Below are 16,043 nucleotides of genomic sequence, written 5' to 3' on the forward strand. Positions count from 1 at the left end.
GGTGGTTCAGCGGCTCAGGGAGCGCGCCTGCGCCGTCCGCGCGAGCCTGGGCCCGAGCCACCGCTTGAGGCGGCGCAGCGCCGTCAGCCGTCCGGCCGCCTTGTCGAGGCCGTAGTAGAGCTGCGGCGGGACGTACGGCAGCAGCGGCGAGTGGCGCTGGCCGAGCAGCGCGAACATCCGGTGCGGGGGCAGGTGGATGTAGCGGGGCAGGTTCTCGTACCACTGGGCGCTGTGCCGGGCCGCGCTCTGCGCGGGCAGCAGGGCCGACTGCCGTTCGTGCTGGTAGGCGGCGAGGGCCTGCGGGAGGCCGGGGTGTGCGCGCAGCGCCCCGGCCAGGCAGATCGCGTCCTGGAGGGCAAGGGTGGTGCCCGCGCCGACGGAGTAGTGGGTGGTGTGGGCGGCGTCGCCGAGCAGGACGAGGTTGTCCCGGTACCAGGTGCGGTTGGTGAGGGTGCGGAAGGCGAGCCAGGGGCTGCCGGCGCCGTCCGTGCCGCGGCCGGTCAGCCGGTGCCCGTCGAGCACCCCGGCGAAGAGCCCTTCGAGCAGGGCGAGCACGTCGGCCTCGGGAAGCCGGTCGAGGCCGAGACCGGTGTACGTCTGCGGGGCGCACTCGACGACGCAGGTGCTGTGCGTGGCGCCGTACCCGTAGCCGTAGCACCAGATCCAGCCGTGCGCGCTGTGTACGAAGGCGAAGGTGAAGGCGTCGAAGACCTTGGTGGTGCCGAGCCAGAGGTAGCGGTTGCGGCCCAGGTGGAGACGGGTGCCGAAGTGGTCGGCGTGCCGGTCGCGCAGCGCGCTGTGCACGCCGTCGGCGGCGACCACCAGATCGGCGGCGGGCGGGTCGGCGGCGGTGACCCGGCTCTCGAACTCGACCCGTACGCCGAGGGCGCGGGCCCGGTCGGTGAGGATCTCCAGGAGCCGGTGCCGGCCGATGCCGAAGCCCTCGTCGCCGCGGTGCCGGGTGGTGAGGTCCCCGATGTGGGCGACGCCGTCGCGCCAGCGGACGGAGTGCGCCTCGACGGCGCGGGCCGACTCGGGGTCGTGCGCCCGCATCAGGTCGAGCAGCCCCTGCCAGTAGGTGACGCCCCAGCCGTAGGTGGAGCCCTCGGGGTTGCGTTCGTGGACGGTGATGTCGTGGGACGGGTCCTGCCGCTTGAGCAGGACGGACAGATACAGGCCGGCGGGCCCGCCGCCGACGCAGGCGACCTTCACGCACACCCCTGAGGACTACCGAGAGCGGTCGATGGGCAACGAAAGGTAACAGAGACGGTGCGTGCGATCACGCACCGTCATGGGCCCTCTCGTGGCCCGCGCCGCTCACACCTGCGCGGTGCGGCACTCCGGGTGGCCCCAGCCCTGGTCGTTCTTGGTGATGGACTCGCCGGCGGCGTAGGAGCGTCCGCACAGGCAGCGGCCGGGGAACTTCGCCTTGATGGTGCGCGCGGAGCCGGTGGAGCCGCCGCCCGCGGCGCGGCGGGCGGGCGCCTTCCGGCGGGGCGCGGCCTTGGGGGTGTCCGGCGAGGCCGGGGGCTCCGGGGAGCCGAGGGCGCTGCCGGCCGGTTCCTGCACGCGGGCTGCCTGGCTGGCGGCGCGGTCGGCGAAGTCGTTGAGCGGGTCGCCGTCGACCTGGTGGGCGGGCACGTACCGGAACTCGACCGGGCGCCCCTCCAGCAGGGCGTCGATGCGTACGACCAGCTCCTGGTTGGCGACGGGCTTGCCCGCGGCCGTCTTCCAGCCGTTGCGCTTCCAGCCGGGCAGCCAGGTGGTGACGGCCTTCATCGCGTACTGCGAGTCCATGCGCACTTCCAGCGGCACGGCCGGGTCGGTGGCCGCGAGCAGCCGCTCCAGCGCGGTCAGTTCGGCGACGTTGTTGGTGGCGGTGCCGAGCGCACCGGCCTCCCAGCGGGCCGCGGTCCCGGCGTCGTCGGAGACGACCCACGCCCAGCCCGCCGGTCCCGGATTGCCCTTCGAGGCCCCGTCGCACGCGGCCACCACTCGTTCACGCATGGGCTCGATGATGCCACGGTCCGGGCCGGCCTCGTGCCGTCGCCCGTGAAGTGCCTAGGAAGCGTCCTTGACCTGCGGCTTCTCCCCCTGGGCGCGGGTGATGTCGATCACGGAGAAGAGGGCGCCCTGGGGATCGGCGAGCACCGCGAACCGGCCGAAGGGGGTGTCCGTCGGGCCGAAGCGCACCGCGCCGCCGAGGCGGGTCGCGGCGGACACCGCGGCGTCGCAGTCGGCGACCGTGAAGTACACGTTCAGATAGGAGGGCACCTGGGGCGGGAAGTCGTCGGTCATCCGCATCCGGCCGAGCACCGTCTCACCGTTCAGGTCGTAGACGCTGAAGTCGATCGCCTCGTCCTCGATCCGCCGCGCGGTGTAGCCGAAGACGGAGGTGAGGAAGGCGTCCGCCTTCTCCGGCTCGCGGGTGAAGAGTTCGGCCCAGCAGTAGGCGCCGGGGACGCCGGTGGCCCCGAAGCCCTCGTGGGTGCCGCTCTGCCACACGCCGAACACGGCGCCGCTGGGCTCGCGGGCCAGGCACATGGTGCCGAAGTCACCGACCCGCATCGGCTCCAGGAGCACCTCGCCGCCGTGTTCGCGGATCCGGCGCGCGGTGGCCTCCGCGTCGGGCGAGGCGAAGTACAGGCACCACTGCGGCTGCCCCTCCTGGCCGGGCATCGGCGGGACGACGGCCGCCGCGGCCCCGCCGTCCGCGTACGCCTGCGTGTAGTGGCCGAACCGCGCGGAGGACTCGCCGAAGGTCCAGCCCAGGACCTCGCCGTAGAAGGTCTTGGCCGCCTCGACGTCGCTGAACATCGCGTCGGCCCAGCAGGGGGTTCCCTCAGGTCGTACGGGCATGGCTGCCGCCCTCTCCGGTTCGGTGACGGGGTGCGTGCGCGGGCGCGCGGGCACGGGCGCGTGGGCGCGCGTGCGTACGGGTTCTCACGCTAGCCAGAGCGGCGGTGGGCCGCGCGCCGAGACGGCCCGCACCGCGCGGCCGGCCGCTACTCCCCCGCGTGGGCCCTACGCAGGGCGGCGATGTCGAGCTTGCCCATCGCCAGCATGGCCCGGGTGGTGCGGGCCGCCTTCTCCGGGTCGGGGTCGCCGATCATCTCGACGAGCCCGTCCGGCACGACCTGCCAGGAGACCCCGTACCGGTCCTTGAGCCAGCCGCACGGGCCCGCTTCGCCGCCGTCGTCGGTGAGCCTGGACCAGTAGTGGTCGACCTCCTTCTGGTCGGCGCAGTGGATCTGGAAGGAGATCGCCTCGCTGAACGTGAACTGCGGGCCGCCGTTGAGCGCCACGAACCGGTGGCCGTGGGCGGTGAACTCCACGGCGACCACCGAACCGGCGGGGCCGGGCCCGGCCTCCGTGGAGCGGGTGATCCGGCCGATGCCCGAGTCCTTGAAGACCGAGACGTAGTAGTGGGCGGCCTCCTCGGCCGTGCCGTCGAACCAGAGGCAGGTGGTGAATCCTTCGGTGCTCACGGATCTCCTCCTGGGGTGCGGGAACGCGGTCGTCTGTATCGACCGCGCCGCGCCCCGGAACTCATCGCCCGGCCGGGACTTCTTTTCCCCGGCCCCCCGGATCCTTCGCCGGGCCCCGTCCCGGGCAGCGGCGGCCCGGTCCGCTCTGCCCGTGGCGAATCTGCCACCGGCAGAGAAAGGGCCGCCGCGCCCCGCCCACGGCCGACAGTGGAGCCGACGGCATCCCCACCACGAGGAGGAGACGCGATGACTCCACACACCGCCCCGCCCCCGCGCGCCCAGGACGGCGAGACGCCGCCCAGCCGCTTCGACGACCATCTGGCGAGCCTGCTGCTCGCGCAGCGGATCGTGTTCCTGGGCACCCAGGTCGACGAGGTGTCGGCCAACCGGGTCTGCGCCCAGTTGCTGCTGCTGTCGGCCGAGGACCCCCGCGCCGACATCAGCCTGTACATCAACAGCCCCGGCGGGTCCGTCAGCGCGGGCCTCGCCATCTACGACACGATGCGGCTCGTCCCCAACGACGTGTCCACGCTGGCCATGGGGTTCGCGGCGAGCATGGGGCAGTTCCTGCTCACCGTGGGCACGCGCGGCAAGCGGTTCGCGCTGCCGCACGCGCGGATCATGATGCACCAGCCGTCGGCGGGGATCGGCGGCACCACCGCGGACATCGAGATCCAGGCGCAGAACCTGGAGCACACCAAGCGGACCATCGAGCGCCTCACCGCCGAGCACACCGGGCAGAGCGAGGAGACCATCGCGCGGGACGGCGACCGGGACCGCTGGTTCACCGCGGAACAGGCCAGGGAGTACGGGATGGTGGACCAGGTGGTGGAGTCGCTGGCCGACGTCCGCCCCGCCGCGCGGCGACGGGCGGGGTGGTGACCATGGGGTCGTACACGGTTCCGTACGTGGTCGAGCGCACGGCGCAGGGCGAGCGGTCCTACGACGTGTTCAGCAGGCTGCTGAACGAGCGGATCGTCTTCCTGGGCACGGAGATCGACGACGGGGTGGCCAACGTCGTCATCGCGCAGCTGCTCCATCTGGAGTCGGCGAACCCGGACCACGAGATCGCGATCTATCTGAACTCGCCCGGCGGCTCCTTCACCTCGCTCATGGCGATCTACGACGCGATGACGTTCGTGCAGTCACCCATCTCCACGTTCTGCGTGGGGCAGGCCGCCTCCACGGCGGCGGTGCTGCTGGCGGGCGGGGACCCGGGGCGCCGGTTCGTGCTGGAGCACGCGCGGGTGCTGCTCGGGCAGCCTGCCAGCGGCGGCCGGCAGGGTACGGTCTCGGACCTGGCGCTCCAGGCCAAGGAGATGGTCCGGATCCGCTCCCAGGTGGAGGAGGTGCTGTCCCGGCACACCGGCCACGACGCCGCGTCCCTGCGCGCCGACATGGACCGCGACAAGGTGTTCACCGCCCGGGAGGCGGTGGCGTACGGCCTGGCCGACCAGGTGCTGACCCGGCGCCTCGCGACGGTCTGAGGCGCCGGGCCGGGCGGTGGGACCGGACGGTCAGGCTGCCAGGCACAGCCCGTCGACGCGCGAGGCGGGCGCCGCGGACACCGCGGAGGTCGAGGTGACCGACGTGACCGAGGTGACCGGCCGGACGGAGGTGCCGCGGCCGACGGCCCGGGAGGTGAGCCGTGCCAGCTCGCCCTGGGTCCGGGCCAGCAGGCCGCCGAGACCGAGGCCGAGGGCCTGGGCGGCGGCGGCCAGCACCTCCGAGGACGCCTCCTTGCGTCCGCGCTCGATCTCCGACAGATAGGGCATGGAGATCCGGGCGGCGTCGGCGACGTCCTTGAGGGTCCGCTCCTGGGCCAGCCGTTCGCGGCGCAGGACGTCGCCGACGAGGTCGCGCCAGAGCGGTTCGCGGGCGGCGGCGGGCTCGGGCCGCCCGGCCGGAGCCGGCGCGGACGGGCGGCCGGGCACCTGGCGGTCGGGTGCCGGGTGGTCCGCTCCCGGACGGCCGGGCGCAGGGCGGCTCGGCACGGGGCGGCCCGGCGCCGGATGCGCGGCGGCGGGGCGGCCGGGCAGGGCGCGGGCGGTCGCGGGCCGGGCGGCCGCCGGGCGCGCGGCCTGCGGACGCAGCGGGACGACACGGGCTTGGTTCGGCGCTTGGTCGGTCACCGCTTCAGCCTAGGAGCCCTGGCCGTCCGCGGAAGGGGGCGGCATTTCGCCCTGGGTGAATCGCCGGCCCGCAGCAGGAGGAGAACGGGACGAAGGGAAGGAACCGGGCGTCCGTGTCCCGTCGCGGTTCAGTCGCCTCCGAGGGGCACCACGGCCCGCACCCGCTTGCCCACCGGGACCCGCTCGGCGCCGACCTCGGCCGCGAGGGCGTGCACAATCTCCAGACCGTGCCGTCCGATCCGCTCGGGGTCGCGCGGATAGCGCCGCGGCAGCGCGGCGCTGCTGTCGTACACGCAGACGGACACCGCGCCGTCCGTGCCCTCCAGTTCGAGGATGTACGGGCCCTGACTGTGCCGGTCGGCGTTGGTGACCAGCTCGCTCACGACCAGCAGCAGCGCCTCCTCGGAGCGGCGGCCGATCTCGGCGCACCACTCGTTCCTGAGCTGGTCGAGGAAGAGCGCGGCGAAGGAGCGCGCGTCCGCGATGCAGCCGGGTTCACCGGTGTAGTGGGCAGCCCGCCGCAGCGGTTCCACGGGGATGTCGACACCAGTGGGTATCACTGCCCCGCCCGGGTCATCGATCATGCGTTTCTCTCTCGGAAGCCGGTACGACCGGACGTTACTGCATCAGTGCTGATACCCAGTGCCGCGCCCGCCAGTCTTCGCCGTGCGGTCCGGACCGCACGGCGACGCGGACGGACCTTCCGGGGGGCGCGCCACCGGGGCCGCTGCTTAGCGTGGCACCGTGAGCCCGCCGCCGTCCTCCGTTTCGCCGACCGTCCCCCCTCACGGCTGGGCGGCGGCCCTCGCCGTGGTGCTGGCCGCGCTGGTCTCCATGCTGGCGGTGGCCGCGCTGGGGCTGTGGGCGGCGGGCGCCACCGGTCTGCCCGACAACGCCTTCGGCCGGGTGACCGCCGCGACGGTGGTGACGGCGGTCGGCGGGAGCATGCGGCTGGCGGGGAACGCGGGGACACTGGCGCAGACGCACGCCGGGATCACGGTGATGCCCCTGTCGGTGACCCTGGTGGGCGCACTCGTGCTCGGCGCGGGCTTCCTGCGCCCGCTGCGCGGCCGGGCGGCCCTCGGGGCGCGGGAGCCGGCCGGCTGGGCGGTGCGGATCGCCGTGCTGTGGCTGGCGGGGCTGGCCGGTCTGGCGTTCGCCGCCCGGCAGCGGTTCGCCGTGGACCTCGGGGACGGGGTGCTCGGGGAGGTCGGCCGGCTCTTCGGCGCCGAACCGGAGGTCGGGTTCGCCACCCGGGTGCTGCCTACCCTCGGTTTCGGGCTGCTGTGGCTGGCGGGTGTGCTGGCCCTGGCGCTGCTGGCGGCCCGGAGCGCGCCGGTGCCCGCGCGGCCGCCGTGGTTCGCGGCCCGGGTGCGGCCGGTGGCGCACGCCCTGGTCGCGCTGCTGCTGGTGTACGTCGCCGTGGCGCTGGTCGTCGCGCTGGTGGTGGCGGGCACCCGGGGGCATCCGGCGCGGACCTTCGCGCTGATCCTGCTCGGTCTGCCCAACCTGGCCTGGCTCGCCTTCACGCTGGGTCTGGGCGCCACCTGGAACGGCCGGGTGGACGGGCCGTTCGGGCTTCCGGTGCCGCGGGTGCTGGAAGAGGTGCTGCGCACACCGGACGTGTCCACGCTGAACCTGGGCACGCTCGCGGAGCACGACGGCCGTGTCTGGTGGCTGCTGGTCGCGGACGTGGTGCTGCTGCCGGCCGCCGCGTTCCTAGCGGCGTATCTGCCCCCGGATCCGCCGCGGGCGTGGCAGCACGCCCTGCGCATGGCGGCCGGTCTGGTGCTGACGGTGCTGACGGTCTGTCTGGCGGGCCGGATCTCGGCCCACTACGGGCTGTCCCTGCTGGGCATCGGGGACGTGGGCGGCGGGCTGTCCGGGGAGCTGCTGCTGCGGCCCCGGCTGTGGGGCGCGCTGGGTCTGGCCGCGCTGTGGGGCCTGGCCGCCGGGTTCGCGGGCGCCCCGGCGGCCCGGTGGGTGCGGCGCCGCAGGGCGGCCGGGCCGGCGTAGTCCGGGTACGTCCGCTGTGCGCGGGCGCCGCCGGGTGCGCGGCGGCCGGTCAGCCCATCGGGAGCAGGAGCGCCGGGATGGTGCGCTGCATGCGCAGGGCGTCCACCGACTCGGCGAGCAGTTCGTACTCGGTGGTCTCGTCGCCCGCGGCGATGCGCACCAGCCGGCCGCCGGCCAGTTCGTCGGCCACCTGCTCCTGCCTAAGGGGGTCGGCGCACCAGGCGCGCAGGATCCCGGGGACGTCGGGGACGGTGTCCGGCACCGGGACGAGGGCGCCCGGCGGGACGTACGGGGTGCCGGGGAGGGGGTCGAGGCGTTCGGCGATCCAGGAGGCGCGGTCGCGCAGCCACCACAGGGCCAGGGCCAGGGTGGGCGCCCGGTAGGTGCCGAGCGGTACGCCGATGCGGCGGCCGCCGCACACGCCGTACCCGGTGACATGGCACAGGAATTCGTCGTGCACTGCTCCTCCCCCGTCGGGTGGTCCGCGTGCTGTTCTTGCCTGGCTCCCCGTACGGCTCCTGTGCGGTGGTGCGCCCCTGAGGTCGAGTATGTTGACTCCTGAAACAGTGTCACCATGACTTTTTGGCCAGTCTCCTGGCATATTCCGCGTGTCGCATGGCCAGAATCGCGCGCCCTCGCCGCCGCTCCGGCATGACCTCCCGGGTAATCGACCGCTGCGCCGCAGACCGGGCAGGGTGGAGCCATCGGATCACCGGTCACCGGGGTCCGGGTCCCGACCAGAACCGACGCCCTCGATGGAGGCTGATTTCCCATGTCCGCGCAGACCGACCGTTACGAGAGCGCCGCCGCCCGTTACCTGGAGGCATGGAACGCGAGCGGGCCCGAGGCCCTGGGCAAGGCGGTGGCCGCCGCCTGGACGCCGGACGGCAGCTACACCGACCCGCTGGCCGAGGTGCGCGGCCACGAGCAGATCGCGGCCCTGATCACGGGGGCGCACGAGCAGTTCCCCGGGTTCGTCTTCCGGCTCAGCGGCGCCGTGGACGGCCACCACGACACGGCGCGCTTCTCCTGGGAGCTGGTGAGCGAGGCGGACGGCTCCGCCCCGGTCGCCGGGTTCGACGTGGTCACCCTGGACGGCGAGGGCCGCATCAGGTCCGTGCTGGGCTTCCTCGACCGGGTGCCCGCCGGGGCCTGAACGGCGCGCCGGGAGCCCCGGCACACGACGCGGCGGCCGTCCGCCTCCGGGGAGCGGACGGCCGCCGTACACCGGCGCGCTGCGCGCTACGGGCGCACGATGGCGTCGATCCGGGCCAGTTCGTCCGCGTCGAAGCCGAGGTTGCGGGCCGCCGCCACGCTGTCCTCCAGCTGCTGCGGGCTGCTGGCGCCGACCAGCGCCGAGGTGACCCGGCCGCCGCGCAGCACCCAGGCCAGCGCGAGCTGGGCCAGCGTCTGGCCGCGGGAGGCGGCGATCTCGTTCAGCGCGCGCAGCCTGCCCACCAGTTCCCCGGTGACCGCGTCCGAGTTGAGGAAGGGGCTGTCGCTCGCCGCCCGGGAGTCCTCGGGGATGCCGTCGAGGTAGCGGCCGGTGAGCAGGCCCTGCTCCAGCGGGGAGTAGGCGATGGAGCCGATCCGGAGCTCGTCGAGCGCGTCGAGCAGGCCCTCGTCCTCGGGACGGCGGTCGAGCATCGAGTAGCGGGGCTGGTGGATCAGCAGCGGGGTGCCCAGCTCCCCGAGGATGCGGGCGGCCTCGCGGGTCTGCTCGGCGGAGTAGTTGGAGACGCCGACGTAGAGCGCCTTGCCCTGCTGCACCGCCGAGTGCAGGGCGCCCATCGTCTCCTCCAGGGGAGTCTCCGGGTCGAAGCGGTGCGAGTAGAAGATGTCGACGTGGTCCAGGCCCATGCGGTGCAGGCTCTGGTCGAGCGAGGACAGCAGGTACTTGCGCGAGCCCCATTCGCCGTACGGACCCGGCCACATCAGATAGCCGGCCTTGGTGGAGATCACCAGTTCGTCGCGGTACGGCGCGAAGTCGGCGCGCAGCGCCTCGCCGAGCGCGCTCTCGGCGGCGCCGGGCGGCGGGCCGTAGTTGTTGGCCAGGTCGAAGTGGGTGACCCCGAGATCGAAGGCGCGGCGCAGGATGGCCCGCTGGGTGGCGGCCGGGCGGTCGGGGCCGAAGTTGTGCCACAGGCCGAGCGACAGCGCGGGCAGCTTCAGTCCGCTGCGTCCGGTGCGCCGGTAGGGCAGGTCGGCGTAGCGGTCGGGGTGGGCGGTGTACAACACGACTCCCTGAGGGGTGGGGCACGGGGTGACCGGTTCCTGCGGGCGCGGAGCTTCCTCCGGGTGCGGAACCGGAATCCCACTCTCGCGCGAGCGGCGGGCAGCGGTCCAACAGGAGAATCCGATCGGATTCAGCGATTACGCTTCTCAGTCATGGAACTGCGCCATCTCCAGCACTTCGTCGCCGTCGCCGAGGACCAGCACTTCACCCGGGCGGCGGAGCGGCTGATGGTCTCGCAGTCGGGTCTGTCGGCGTCGATCCGGGCGCTGGAGCGGGAGCTGCGGGCGCCGCTGTTCGTGCGCACCACGCGCCGGGTGACCCTCACCGAGGCCGGGCGCGCGCTGCTCGGCGAGGCGGAGCGGATCCTCGCGCAGGTCCGGTCCGCGCACGAGGCGGTGGCCGCGGTGCAGGGCGTGCTGCGCGGCACGCTGTCGCTGGGCACCGAGCAGTGCATCGCCGGGGTGCATGTGGCGGGGCTGCTCGCCGCGTTCCGGCGGCGCCATCCGGATGTGGAGGTCCGGCTGCGGCAGGCGGGCTCGGGGGCGCTGGCCGAGGGGGTGGCGGCGGGCCGGCTGGACCTGGCGTTCGCCTACCGGACCCAGCCGGAGGGCGACCGGCCGCGTGCGGTGCCGCTGGCCGGTGAGCCGATGACCGTGCTGTGCCACCCCGGGCACCGGTTCGCGGCGGCGGGCGCCCCGCTCACCCCCGAGGAGGTGTGCGGCGAGGTGTTCGTGGACTTCCACCCGGACTGGGGCCCGCGCCGCACCACGGACGCGGCCTTCGCCCTCGCCGGTGTGCGGCGCACGGTCGCCCTGGAGGTCAACGACGTGCACAGCCTGCTCGACCTGGTCGACGAGGACCTGGGCATCGCGGTGGTGCCCCGGCACTTCCGGCACAAGCGGCCCTCGCTCACCGCGCTGCCGTTCGAGGGCGCCGAGGGCACGCGGTACGAGACGGTCGCGCTGCTCCCCGCCGAGCAGGCCACGAGTCCGGCCGCCCGTGCGCTGATCGCGCTGCTCGGTTCCCCGGGAACAGGGGGGCTGGCTACACCCCCGACGGGGTTCCAGCCCTCCTGATCGCACCGCCGCCGCGCGGCAGACTCAGGAACGTCCTCACGGCAACGGCGTTCAGGAGCAAGGACGATGGCGGAACACACACGGCGCAACGTACTGCGCGGCGGTGCGGCGGTCGCGGCGACGGCGGGCCTGCTGGGCGCACCGGCCCTCCCGGCGAGCCCGGCAGCCGCCGCGGACCGGCAGCAGGCGGAGCGTCACTTCCCCTTCTTCGAAGGAGCATTCGCCCCGGTCACCGAGGAGCTGACGGCCTTCGACCTGCCGGTCACCGGCCGCGTCCCGCGCGAGCTGAACGGACGCTTCCTGCGCAACGGCCCCAATGCGCTGGGCCTGGAGGACCCGCGGGCGCACCACTGGATGCAGGGCGAGGGCATGGTGCACGGGGTGCGGCTGCGCGACGGGCGCGCCGAGTGGTACCGCAACCGGTGGGTGCGCTCCTCGCAGGTGGCGAAGAAGCTCGGGGAGCCCTACCCGGGCCCGGTGCCACCGGACGACTTCCCGGCCAACACCCATGTGATCGGGCACCGGGGGCGGATCCTCGCGCTCCAGGAGGGCGGCCCGCTGCCGTACGAGCTGGACGGCGAGCTGGACACGGTGGGCACCTACGACTTCCGCGGCTCCCTGGAGGGCGCGTTCGCCGCGCACACCAAGTTCGACGCGCACACCGGCGAACTGCACGCCATCACGTACTACCCGACCTGGGACCATGTGCGGCACCTGGTCGTCGACCCGGCGGGCCGGGTCTCGCGCACCACGCGGATCCCGGTGGCGGACGCGCCGATGCTGCACGACTTCGCGCTCACCGAGAAGTACGTCGTGATCATCGACGCACCGATCACCTTCGACCCGGCGGGCGCCGAGCGCGGCGACCTGGTGCCCTACATCTGGAACCGGAAGCACCCCATGCGGGTGGGACTGCTGCCCCGGGCGGGGGGAAAGGTGACCTGGATCGGAACGGACCCCGCCTACTACTCGCACACGCTGAACGCCTACGACGAGGGCGGCCGTGTGATCGTCGACCTGACGGTCTATCCGGCGCCCTTCTACCCCGCCGGGCTCGGCTCGGGCGGTCCGTACGGGGCGGGCGACCCGGTCCTGGAGCGCTGGACGGTCGACCCGCACCGCGGCGAGGTGCGTCGGGTGACCGTGGACGGCAGGCCGCAGGAGTTCCCCCGGGTGAACGAGGCGCTGGTGTCCCGGCGGCACCGCTACGGCTACTCGGCCGCGGCGGCCGACATGATGCTGGCCTACCAGACGCCGGACGGCAACCCGCCCGACCGCGCCTTCTCCAACGAGCTGATCAAGCACGACCTGCTGCGCGGGTGCACCCAGGTGCACCGGCTGCCGACCGGCGCGGCGGCGGGCGAGGCGGTGTTCGTGCCGCGCGACGCGGACGACCGGCGGGCCGCCGAGGACGACGGGTACGCCCTCGCCTATGTGCACAACCCGGACCGGGGCGCCGCCGACCTGCTGATCCTCGCCGCGCAGGACTTCACCGGCAGGCCGGTGGCCCGGGTGCACCTGCCCGGCCGGGTGCCGCTCGGCTTCCACGGAAGCTGGGTCGCGGACGCGTGAGAGCGCCGGATGCGCCATGGTGGACGTATGCATGCCAAGGACATCCTCATCGACGGCCACAGCCGCATCCGGGAAGAGGTCCACGCGGTCCTCGACGGTCTGACGGAACAGCAGCTCAACGCGCCGCCCGCGCCCGGCGCCAACTCCGTGGCGTGGCTACTGTGGCACCTCACCCGGGTCCAGGACGACCATGTCGCGGACGCCTTCGGCCTGGAGCAGGTGTGGCTCGCCCAGGACTGGGAGCAGCGCTTCGGCCTCGGCCTGCCGCGTCTGGACACCGGCTACGGGCACAGCCCCGAGCAGGTGGCCGAGGTCAAGGTGGCGTCACCGGACCTGCTGGCCGGGTACTACGACGCCGTGCACGAGCAGAGCCTGGGCGCGCTGCGCGGCCTGGCCGCCAAGGACCTCGAACGGGTCGTGGACGAGCGCTGGGACCCGCCGGTCACGCTGGGCGTGCGCCTGGTGAGCGTCCTGTCCGACGATCTCCAGCACGTCGGACAGGCCGCCTACGTCAAGGGGCTGCTTCAGAGCGCGGACGCGTAGCCGGGCAGGACCACGTCCTCGATGAGGGCCTTGCGCTCGTCGTACGGGAGGAACGCGCTCTTGACGGCGTTCACCGTGACCGTGCGCAGGTCCTCGACGCCCCAGCCCGCCTCCTCGACCAGCAGGGACATCTCCCGGGTCATCGTCGTGCCGGAGACCAGCCGGTTGTCGGTGTTGACGGTGACCCGGAAGCCGAGGTCCTTCAGCGCGGTGATCGGGTGCCCGGCGATCGAGTCGGCGGCGCCCGTCTGGAGGTTGGAGGTCGGGCACATCTCCAGGGCGACGCGGCGGTCGCGCACCCAGCCGGCCAGCCGGCCGAGCTTGCCGTCCACGATGTCCTCGGTGATGCGCACGCCGTGCCCGATCCGCTGGGCGCCGCACACCTGGAGGGCCTGGTGGATGCTGGGCAGTCCGTGGGCCTCACCGGCGTGGATGGTGAACGGCACGCTCTCGCGGCGCAGGTGCTCGAAGGCGGCCAGGTGGTCGGCGGGCGGGAAGCCGTCCTCGGCCCCGGCGATGTCGAAGCCGACGACGCCCGCGTCACGGTAGGCGACGGCGAGGTCGGCGGCCTCGGCGACGCGGTCGAACATCCGCATGCCGCACAGCAGGGTGCCGACCCGGACGGGCGTACCGGCGGCGGCCGCCTTGGCCATACCGGCGGCCAGGCCCTCCTGCACGGTCTCCACGACCTCGCGCAGGCTCAGACCGCCGTTGGTGTTCAGCTCGGGGGCGTAGCGCACCTCGCCGTAGACGACGCCGTCGGCGGCCAGGTCGAGCACGTACTCCTCGGCGGTGCGCAGCAGCCCCTCGCGGGTCTGCATCACGGCGAGGGTGTGCTCGAAGGTGGCTATGTAGCGGACGAGGTCACCGGAGTTGGCGGCCTCGACGTACCAGGCGGCCAGTTCGTCGGGGTCGGTGGTGGGCAGGGTGTGGCCGGCCGCCTCGGCGAGTTCGACGACGGTGGCGGGGCGCAGGCCGCCGTCGAGGTGGTCGTGCAGCACGGCCTTGGGCAGGCTGCGGAGGGTCTCGGTGTCGATGCGCGCGGCGGTCATGGGCGGTCTTTCCTCGGCGGGTGAAGGGCGGGTGAGGGGGTGCGGGACAGGGTCACGGGGCGGCGGGCTGGAGCAGGTCCCAGCGGTTGCCGTAGAGGTCCTGGAAGACGGCGACGCTGCCGTACGGCTCGTGGCGCGGCTCCTCCAGGAAGGTCACGCCCGCCGCCCGCATCCGGGCGTGGTCGCGGGCGAAGTCGTCGGTGTGCAGGAAGAAGCCGACGCGTCCGCCGGTCTGGTCGCCGACGCGGGCCCGCTGCGTGTCCCCCTTGGCACGGGCCAGCAGCAGGGCACCCGCGTCGTCGTCCTCGCCCGGGGCGACGACGACCCAGCGGGAGCCGTCCGGACGCGGGGTGTCCTCGACGAGGCGGAAGCCCAGGGCCCCGGTGTAGAAGCGGATCGCCTCGTCGTAGTCGTCGACGACGAGGGTGACCAGGGCGAGGCGTCTCATCGGTGCCTTTCGGAAGCGGGCGGACCACGGTGGCGGTCGCCGGTGGCTGGTGGCGGGGCGGTTGACGGGTGAGGTTATACGTAAAACCCATCGCCGCGCCAGTCGCCCCGGCGCGGTGGAGCAGGAAGGGGCCGAAGGTCAGCGGGACGCCTCGCCCTGGGCGACCTCCACCCGGTGGTGGACGTCGAGCACCCCGGTGGCCGAGGCGCCGAAGGACAGGGCGGCGCAGGCCAGCAGCAGCGCGGCGGTCCGGGTCGCGGCCCGGCCGGGGACATGGGGGGCCGCCAGGAGCGCGGTGACCCGGCGCGGCACCGGTCCGGAGCCGACGGCGGGCGCGGAGCGCGGGCGCGCCGAGCGGGATCGCTGCCCGGCGAGGGCGGCACGGGCGACGGCGCGCGCGGCGAGCCGCCGGTCCCCCACGGCCGCGGCGGCGGCCTCGTCGGCGGCCCGCTCGGCGGCGAGCCGCACCGCCTCGCGCACCGGACGCAGGGCCGGATGGCAGTGCGCGGCGAGTTCGGCGGCGGCCAGGAACCAGTGGTGGCCGCCGCGGTTGTGCGCCCGCTCGTGCGCGAACAGCACCTCGCGCTCGGCGGCGTCGAGGCTGCGCAGCATCGCGGTGGTGACGACGATGCGGTGCGGGCGGCCGGGCAGGGCGTACGCGTCCGGGTACGGCGAGTCGAGGACGCACAGGTCACCGGCGGCCGGGACGCGTGCGGCCCGCGCGCGGGCCGCACGCAGCGCCCGCACCTCCGCGCGGCCCGTACGGACCAGCGCGCCCGCGCACACGGCGAGCGCCCCGGCACCGGCGACGGCGGCGGGCACGACCACGGCGTCGGGAGCGATGCGCAGCGGGTGCACCAGGTCGCCCAGGGCGGCGAAGAGAGGCAGCTTGAGCAGTCCCGTCAGGACGAAGCCGCCGAGCGCGGCCGCCGAGCAGCCCGCGAGCACCACGGCAGCCGTGGTGAGCACCCACAGCGCCGCCCCGGGCGCGAGCCGGTCGCCCGCGCGCCGGGCCAGGGCCGGAGCCGCGCACGGCAGCAGCAGCGGCAGGAGCAGGAGCAGCGGCGCGGTCATCGCTCGTCCGGTTCCAGCAGATCGCGCAGGATCCGCTCGTCGTCGGGGCTGAGCTGGGCGACGAAGCGGGCGAGCACGGTCTCGCGGTCGGTGTCCCGGTCGAGTTCGGAGTGCATACGGCGGGCGGTCAGCCCGTGCGCGTCCTGCACCGGGTAGTAGGCGTAGCCGCGCCCCTGGCGGCGCCGCCCGACCACGCCCTTCTCGTGCAGCCGGGTCAGGATCGTCGTCACCGTGGTGCGGGCCAGGTCGGCGGCCAGGCTCTGCTGGACCTCGCCCGGTGTCCGGGGCGTGTCGGCGGCCCACAGGACGGCCAGCACACCGGCCTCCAGCTCACCGGCCGGTCTGCGCTCGTCCTTCGCGTCCGTCATGGGAAGGTCCCTCACTCCGTTCTCGCCTGCACTCCAGT

At 74.2% G+C, this 16,043-nt stretch carries 19 protein-coding genes; 7 read left to right on the forward strand and 12 right to left on the reverse strand.

The features are described from left to right. Nucleotides 1-6: 6 nt before the first annotated feature. The 4 genes from A8713_RS02555 to A8713_RS02570 all read right to left on the reverse strand — a co-directional run bounded on the left by A8713_RS02555 (nucleotide 7) and on the right by A8713_RS02570 (nucleotide 3,488). Nucleotides 7-1,218 carry an FAD-dependent monooxygenase gene (locus A8713_RS02555; protein WP_064531207.1) on the reverse strand — a complete coding sequence of 404 codons (1,212 nt, stop codon included), beginning with the start codon at nucleotides 1,216-1,218 and terminating at the stop codon, nucleotides 7-9. Between the two features lie 99 nt (nucleotides 1,219-1,317). Further along, nucleotides 1,318-2,007, reverse strand: coding sequence for a ribonuclease H family protein (locus A8713_RS02560; protein ID WP_064531208.1), 690 nt, complete (start codon nucleotides 2,005-2,007; stop codon nucleotides 1,318-1,320). A 54-nt stretch (nucleotides 2,008-2,061) separates the two neighbouring features. Continuing rightward, nucleotides 2,062-2,859 (reverse strand): VOC family protein, encoded by a 798-nt coding sequence (locus A8713_RS02565; RefSeq protein ID WP_064531209.1) that lies wholly within the window; start codon nucleotides 2,857-2,859, stop codon nucleotides 2,062-2,064. Between the two features lie 146 nt (nucleotides 2,860-3,005). Continuing rightward, nucleotides 3,006-3,488 carry a VOC family protein gene (locus tag A8713_RS02570; protein ID WP_064531210.1) on the reverse strand — a complete coding sequence of 161 codons (483 nt, stop codon included), beginning with the start codon at nucleotides 3,486-3,488 and terminating at the stop codon, nucleotides 3,006-3,008. A gap of 246 nt (nucleotides 3,489-3,734) precedes the next feature. Between A8713_RS02570 and A8713_RS02575 the strand changes: the two genes are divergently transcribed. Then, nucleotides 3,735-4,370, forward strand: coding sequence for a ClpP family protease (locus A8713_RS02575; RefSeq protein ID WP_064531211.1), 636 nt, complete (start codon nucleotides 3,735-3,737; stop codon nucleotides 4,368-4,370). 2 nt (nucleotides 4,371-4,372) lie between these two features. Then, complete coding sequence (locus A8713_RS02580) at nucleotides 4,373-4,975, forward strand: ClpP family protease (protein WP_064531212.1); 603 nt, start codon at nucleotides 4,373-4,375, stop codon at nucleotides 4,973-4,975. A 30-nt stretch (nucleotides 4,976-5,005) separates the two neighbouring features. Here the strand turns inward: A8713_RS02580 and A8713_RS31835 are convergent, their stop codons facing one another. Both A8713_RS31835 and A8713_RS02590 read right to left on the reverse strand, forming a co-directional pair. Further along, nucleotides 5,006-5,620, reverse strand: coding sequence for a helix-turn-helix domain-containing protein (locus tag A8713_RS31835; RefSeq protein ID WP_079158804.1), 615 nt, complete (start codon nucleotides 5,618-5,620; stop codon nucleotides 5,006-5,008). Between the two features lie 128 nt (nucleotides 5,621-5,748). After that, nucleotides 5,749-6,204, reverse strand: coding sequence for an ATP-binding protein (locus A8713_RS02590; protein ID WP_064531213.1), 456 nt, complete (start codon nucleotides 6,202-6,204; stop codon nucleotides 5,749-5,751). A 160-nt stretch (nucleotides 6,205-6,364) separates the two neighbouring features. Between A8713_RS02590 and A8713_RS02595 the strand changes: the two genes are divergently transcribed. After that, nucleotides 6,365-7,636 (forward strand): streptophobe family protein, encoded by a 1,272-nt coding sequence (locus A8713_RS02595; RefSeq protein ID WP_064531214.1) that lies wholly within the window; start codon nucleotides 6,365-6,367, stop codon nucleotides 7,634-7,636. 49 nt (nucleotides 7,637-7,685) lie between these two features. Here the strand turns inward: A8713_RS02595 and A8713_RS02600 are convergent, their stop codons facing one another. After that, nucleotides 7,686-8,096 carry a hypothetical protein gene (locus tag A8713_RS02600; protein ID WP_064531215.1) on the reverse strand — a complete coding sequence of 137 codons (411 nt, stop codon included), beginning with the start codon at nucleotides 8,094-8,096 and terminating at the stop codon, nucleotides 7,686-7,688. 312 nt (nucleotides 8,097-8,408) lie between these two features. On the opposite strand from A8713_RS02600, the gene A8713_RS02605 reads away from it, so the two are divergent. Beyond that, complete coding sequence (locus tag A8713_RS02605; protein ID WP_018569409.1) at nucleotides 8,409-8,792, forward strand: nuclear transport factor 2 family protein; 384 nt, start codon at nucleotides 8,409-8,411, stop codon at nucleotides 8,790-8,792. An 86-nt stretch (nucleotides 8,793-8,878) separates the two neighbouring features. Here A8713_RS02605 and mgrA read toward each other — a convergent pair whose 3' ends face one another. Then, a complete protein-coding gene (mgrA, locus tag A8713_RS02610) occupies nucleotides 8,879-9,871 on the reverse strand; it encodes an L-glyceraldehyde 3-phosphate reductase (RefSeq protein ID WP_064537197.1) in 993 nt (330 codons plus the stop codon). Between the two features lie 153 nt (nucleotides 9,872-10,024). Between mgrA and A8713_RS02615 the strand changes: the two genes are divergently transcribed. From A8713_RS02615 to A8713_RS02625, 3 genes are all read left to right on the forward strand, one after another. After that, nucleotides 10,025-10,948: a LysR family transcriptional regulator gene (locus A8713_RS02615; RefSeq protein WP_064531216.1), complete on the forward strand. Its 924-nt coding sequence runs from the start codon at nucleotides 10,025-10,027 to the stop codon at nucleotides 10,946-10,948. A gap of 66 nt (nucleotides 10,949-11,014) precedes the next feature. Continuing rightward, nucleotides 11,015-12,520: a carotenoid oxygenase family protein gene (locus tag A8713_RS02620; protein WP_064531217.1), complete on the forward strand. Its 1,506-nt coding sequence runs from the start codon at nucleotides 11,015-11,017 to the stop codon at nucleotides 12,518-12,520. 27 nt (nucleotides 12,521-12,547) lie between these two features. Beyond that, a complete protein-coding gene (locus tag A8713_RS02625; RefSeq protein ID WP_064531218.1) occupies nucleotides 12,548-13,063 on the forward strand; it encodes a mycothiol transferase in 516 nt (171 codons plus the stop codon). Here the strand turns inward: A8713_RS02625 and A8713_RS02630 are convergent. The 4 genes from A8713_RS02630 to A8713_RS02645 all read right to left on the reverse strand — a co-directional run bounded on the left by A8713_RS02630 (nucleotide 13,045) and on the right by A8713_RS02645 (nucleotide 16,005). Beyond that, the gene (locus A8713_RS02630) at nucleotides 13,045-14,115 is read right to left on the reverse strand and encodes an adenosine deaminase (RefSeq protein WP_064531219.1); all 1,071 of its coding nucleotides are present in this window, start codon (nucleotides 14,113-14,115) and stop codon (nucleotides 13,045-13,047) included. The two genes, A8713_RS02625 and A8713_RS02630, sit on opposite strands and share 19 nt — an antisense overlap. A gap of 52 nt (nucleotides 14,116-14,167) precedes the next feature. Beyond that, nucleotides 14,168-14,563: a VOC family protein gene (locus A8713_RS02635; protein ID WP_064531220.1), complete on the reverse strand. Its 396-nt coding sequence runs from the start codon at nucleotides 14,561-14,563 to the stop codon at nucleotides 14,168-14,170. A 138-nt stretch (nucleotides 14,564-14,701) separates the two neighbouring features. After that, complete coding sequence (locus tag A8713_RS02640; protein WP_064531221.1) at nucleotides 14,702-15,637, reverse strand: M48 family metalloprotease; 936 nt, start codon at nucleotides 15,635-15,637, stop codon at nucleotides 14,702-14,704. Continuing rightward, complete coding sequence (locus tag A8713_RS02645) at nucleotides 15,634-16,005, reverse strand: BlaI/MecI/CopY family transcriptional regulator (RefSeq protein ID WP_064531222.1); 372 nt, start codon at nucleotides 16,003-16,005, stop codon at nucleotides 15,634-15,636. Before A8713_RS02645 ends, A8713_RS02640 begins: the two co-directional genes overlap by 4 nt. Between the last annotated feature and the right edge of the window lie 38 nt (nucleotides 16,006-16,043).

This window comes from Streptomyces sp. SAT1 (assembly GCF_001654495.1).
Lineage (GTDB): Bacteria > Actinomycetota > Actinomycetes > Streptomycetales > Streptomycetaceae > Streptomyces > Streptomyces andamanensis.

Coding starts and splice junctions, on each gene's coding strand:
- A8713_RS02560 (WP_064531208.1), bottom strand. CDS start 2,007: ATGCGTGAACGAGTGGTGGCCGCGTGCGACGGGGCCTCGAAGGGCAAT.
- A8713_RS02565 (WP_064531209.1), bottom strand. CDS start 2,859: ATGCCCGTACGACCTGAGGGAACCCCCTGCTGGGCCGACGCGATGTTC.
- A8713_RS02575 (WP_064531211.1), top strand. CDS start 3,735: ATGACTCCACACACCGCCCCGCCCCCGCGCGCCCAGGACGGCGAGACG.
- A8713_RS02580 (WP_064531212.1), top strand. CDS start 4,373: ATGGGGTCGTACACGGTTCCGTACGTGGTCGAGCGCACGGCGCAGGGC.
- A8713_RS02590 (WP_064531213.1), bottom strand. CDS start 6,204: ATGATCGATGACCCGGGCGGGGCAGTGATACCCACTGGTGTCGACATC.
- A8713_RS02605 (WP_018569409.1), top strand. CDS start 8,409: ATGTCCGCGCAGACCGACCGTTACGAGAGCGCCGCCGCCCGTTACCTG.
- A8713_RS02615 (WP_064531216.1), top strand. CDS start 10,025: ATGGAACTGCGCCATCTCCAGCACTTCGTCGCCGTCGCCGAGGACCAG.
- A8713_RS02620 (WP_064531217.1), top strand. CDS start 11,015: ATGGCGGAACACACACGGCGCAACGTACTGCGCGGCGGTGCGGCGGTC.
- A8713_RS02625 (WP_064531218.1), top strand. CDS start 12,548: ATGCATGCCAAGGACATCCTCATCGACGGCCACAGCCGCATCCGGGAA.
- A8713_RS02630 (WP_064531219.1), bottom strand. CDS start 14,115: ATGACCGCCGCGCGCATCGACACCGAGACCCTCCGCAGCCTGCCCAAG.
- A8713_RS02635 (WP_064531220.1), bottom strand. CDS start 14,563: ATGAGACGCCTCGCCCTGGTCACCCTCGTCGTCGACGACTACGACGAG.
- A8713_RS02640 (WP_064531221.1), bottom strand. CDS start 15,637: ATGACCGCGCCGCTGCTCCTGCTCCTGCCGCTGCTGCTGCCGTGCGCG.
- A8713_RS02645 (WP_064531222.1), bottom strand. CDS start 16,005: ATGACGGACGCGAAGGACGAGCGCAGACCGGCCGGTGAGCTGGAGGCC.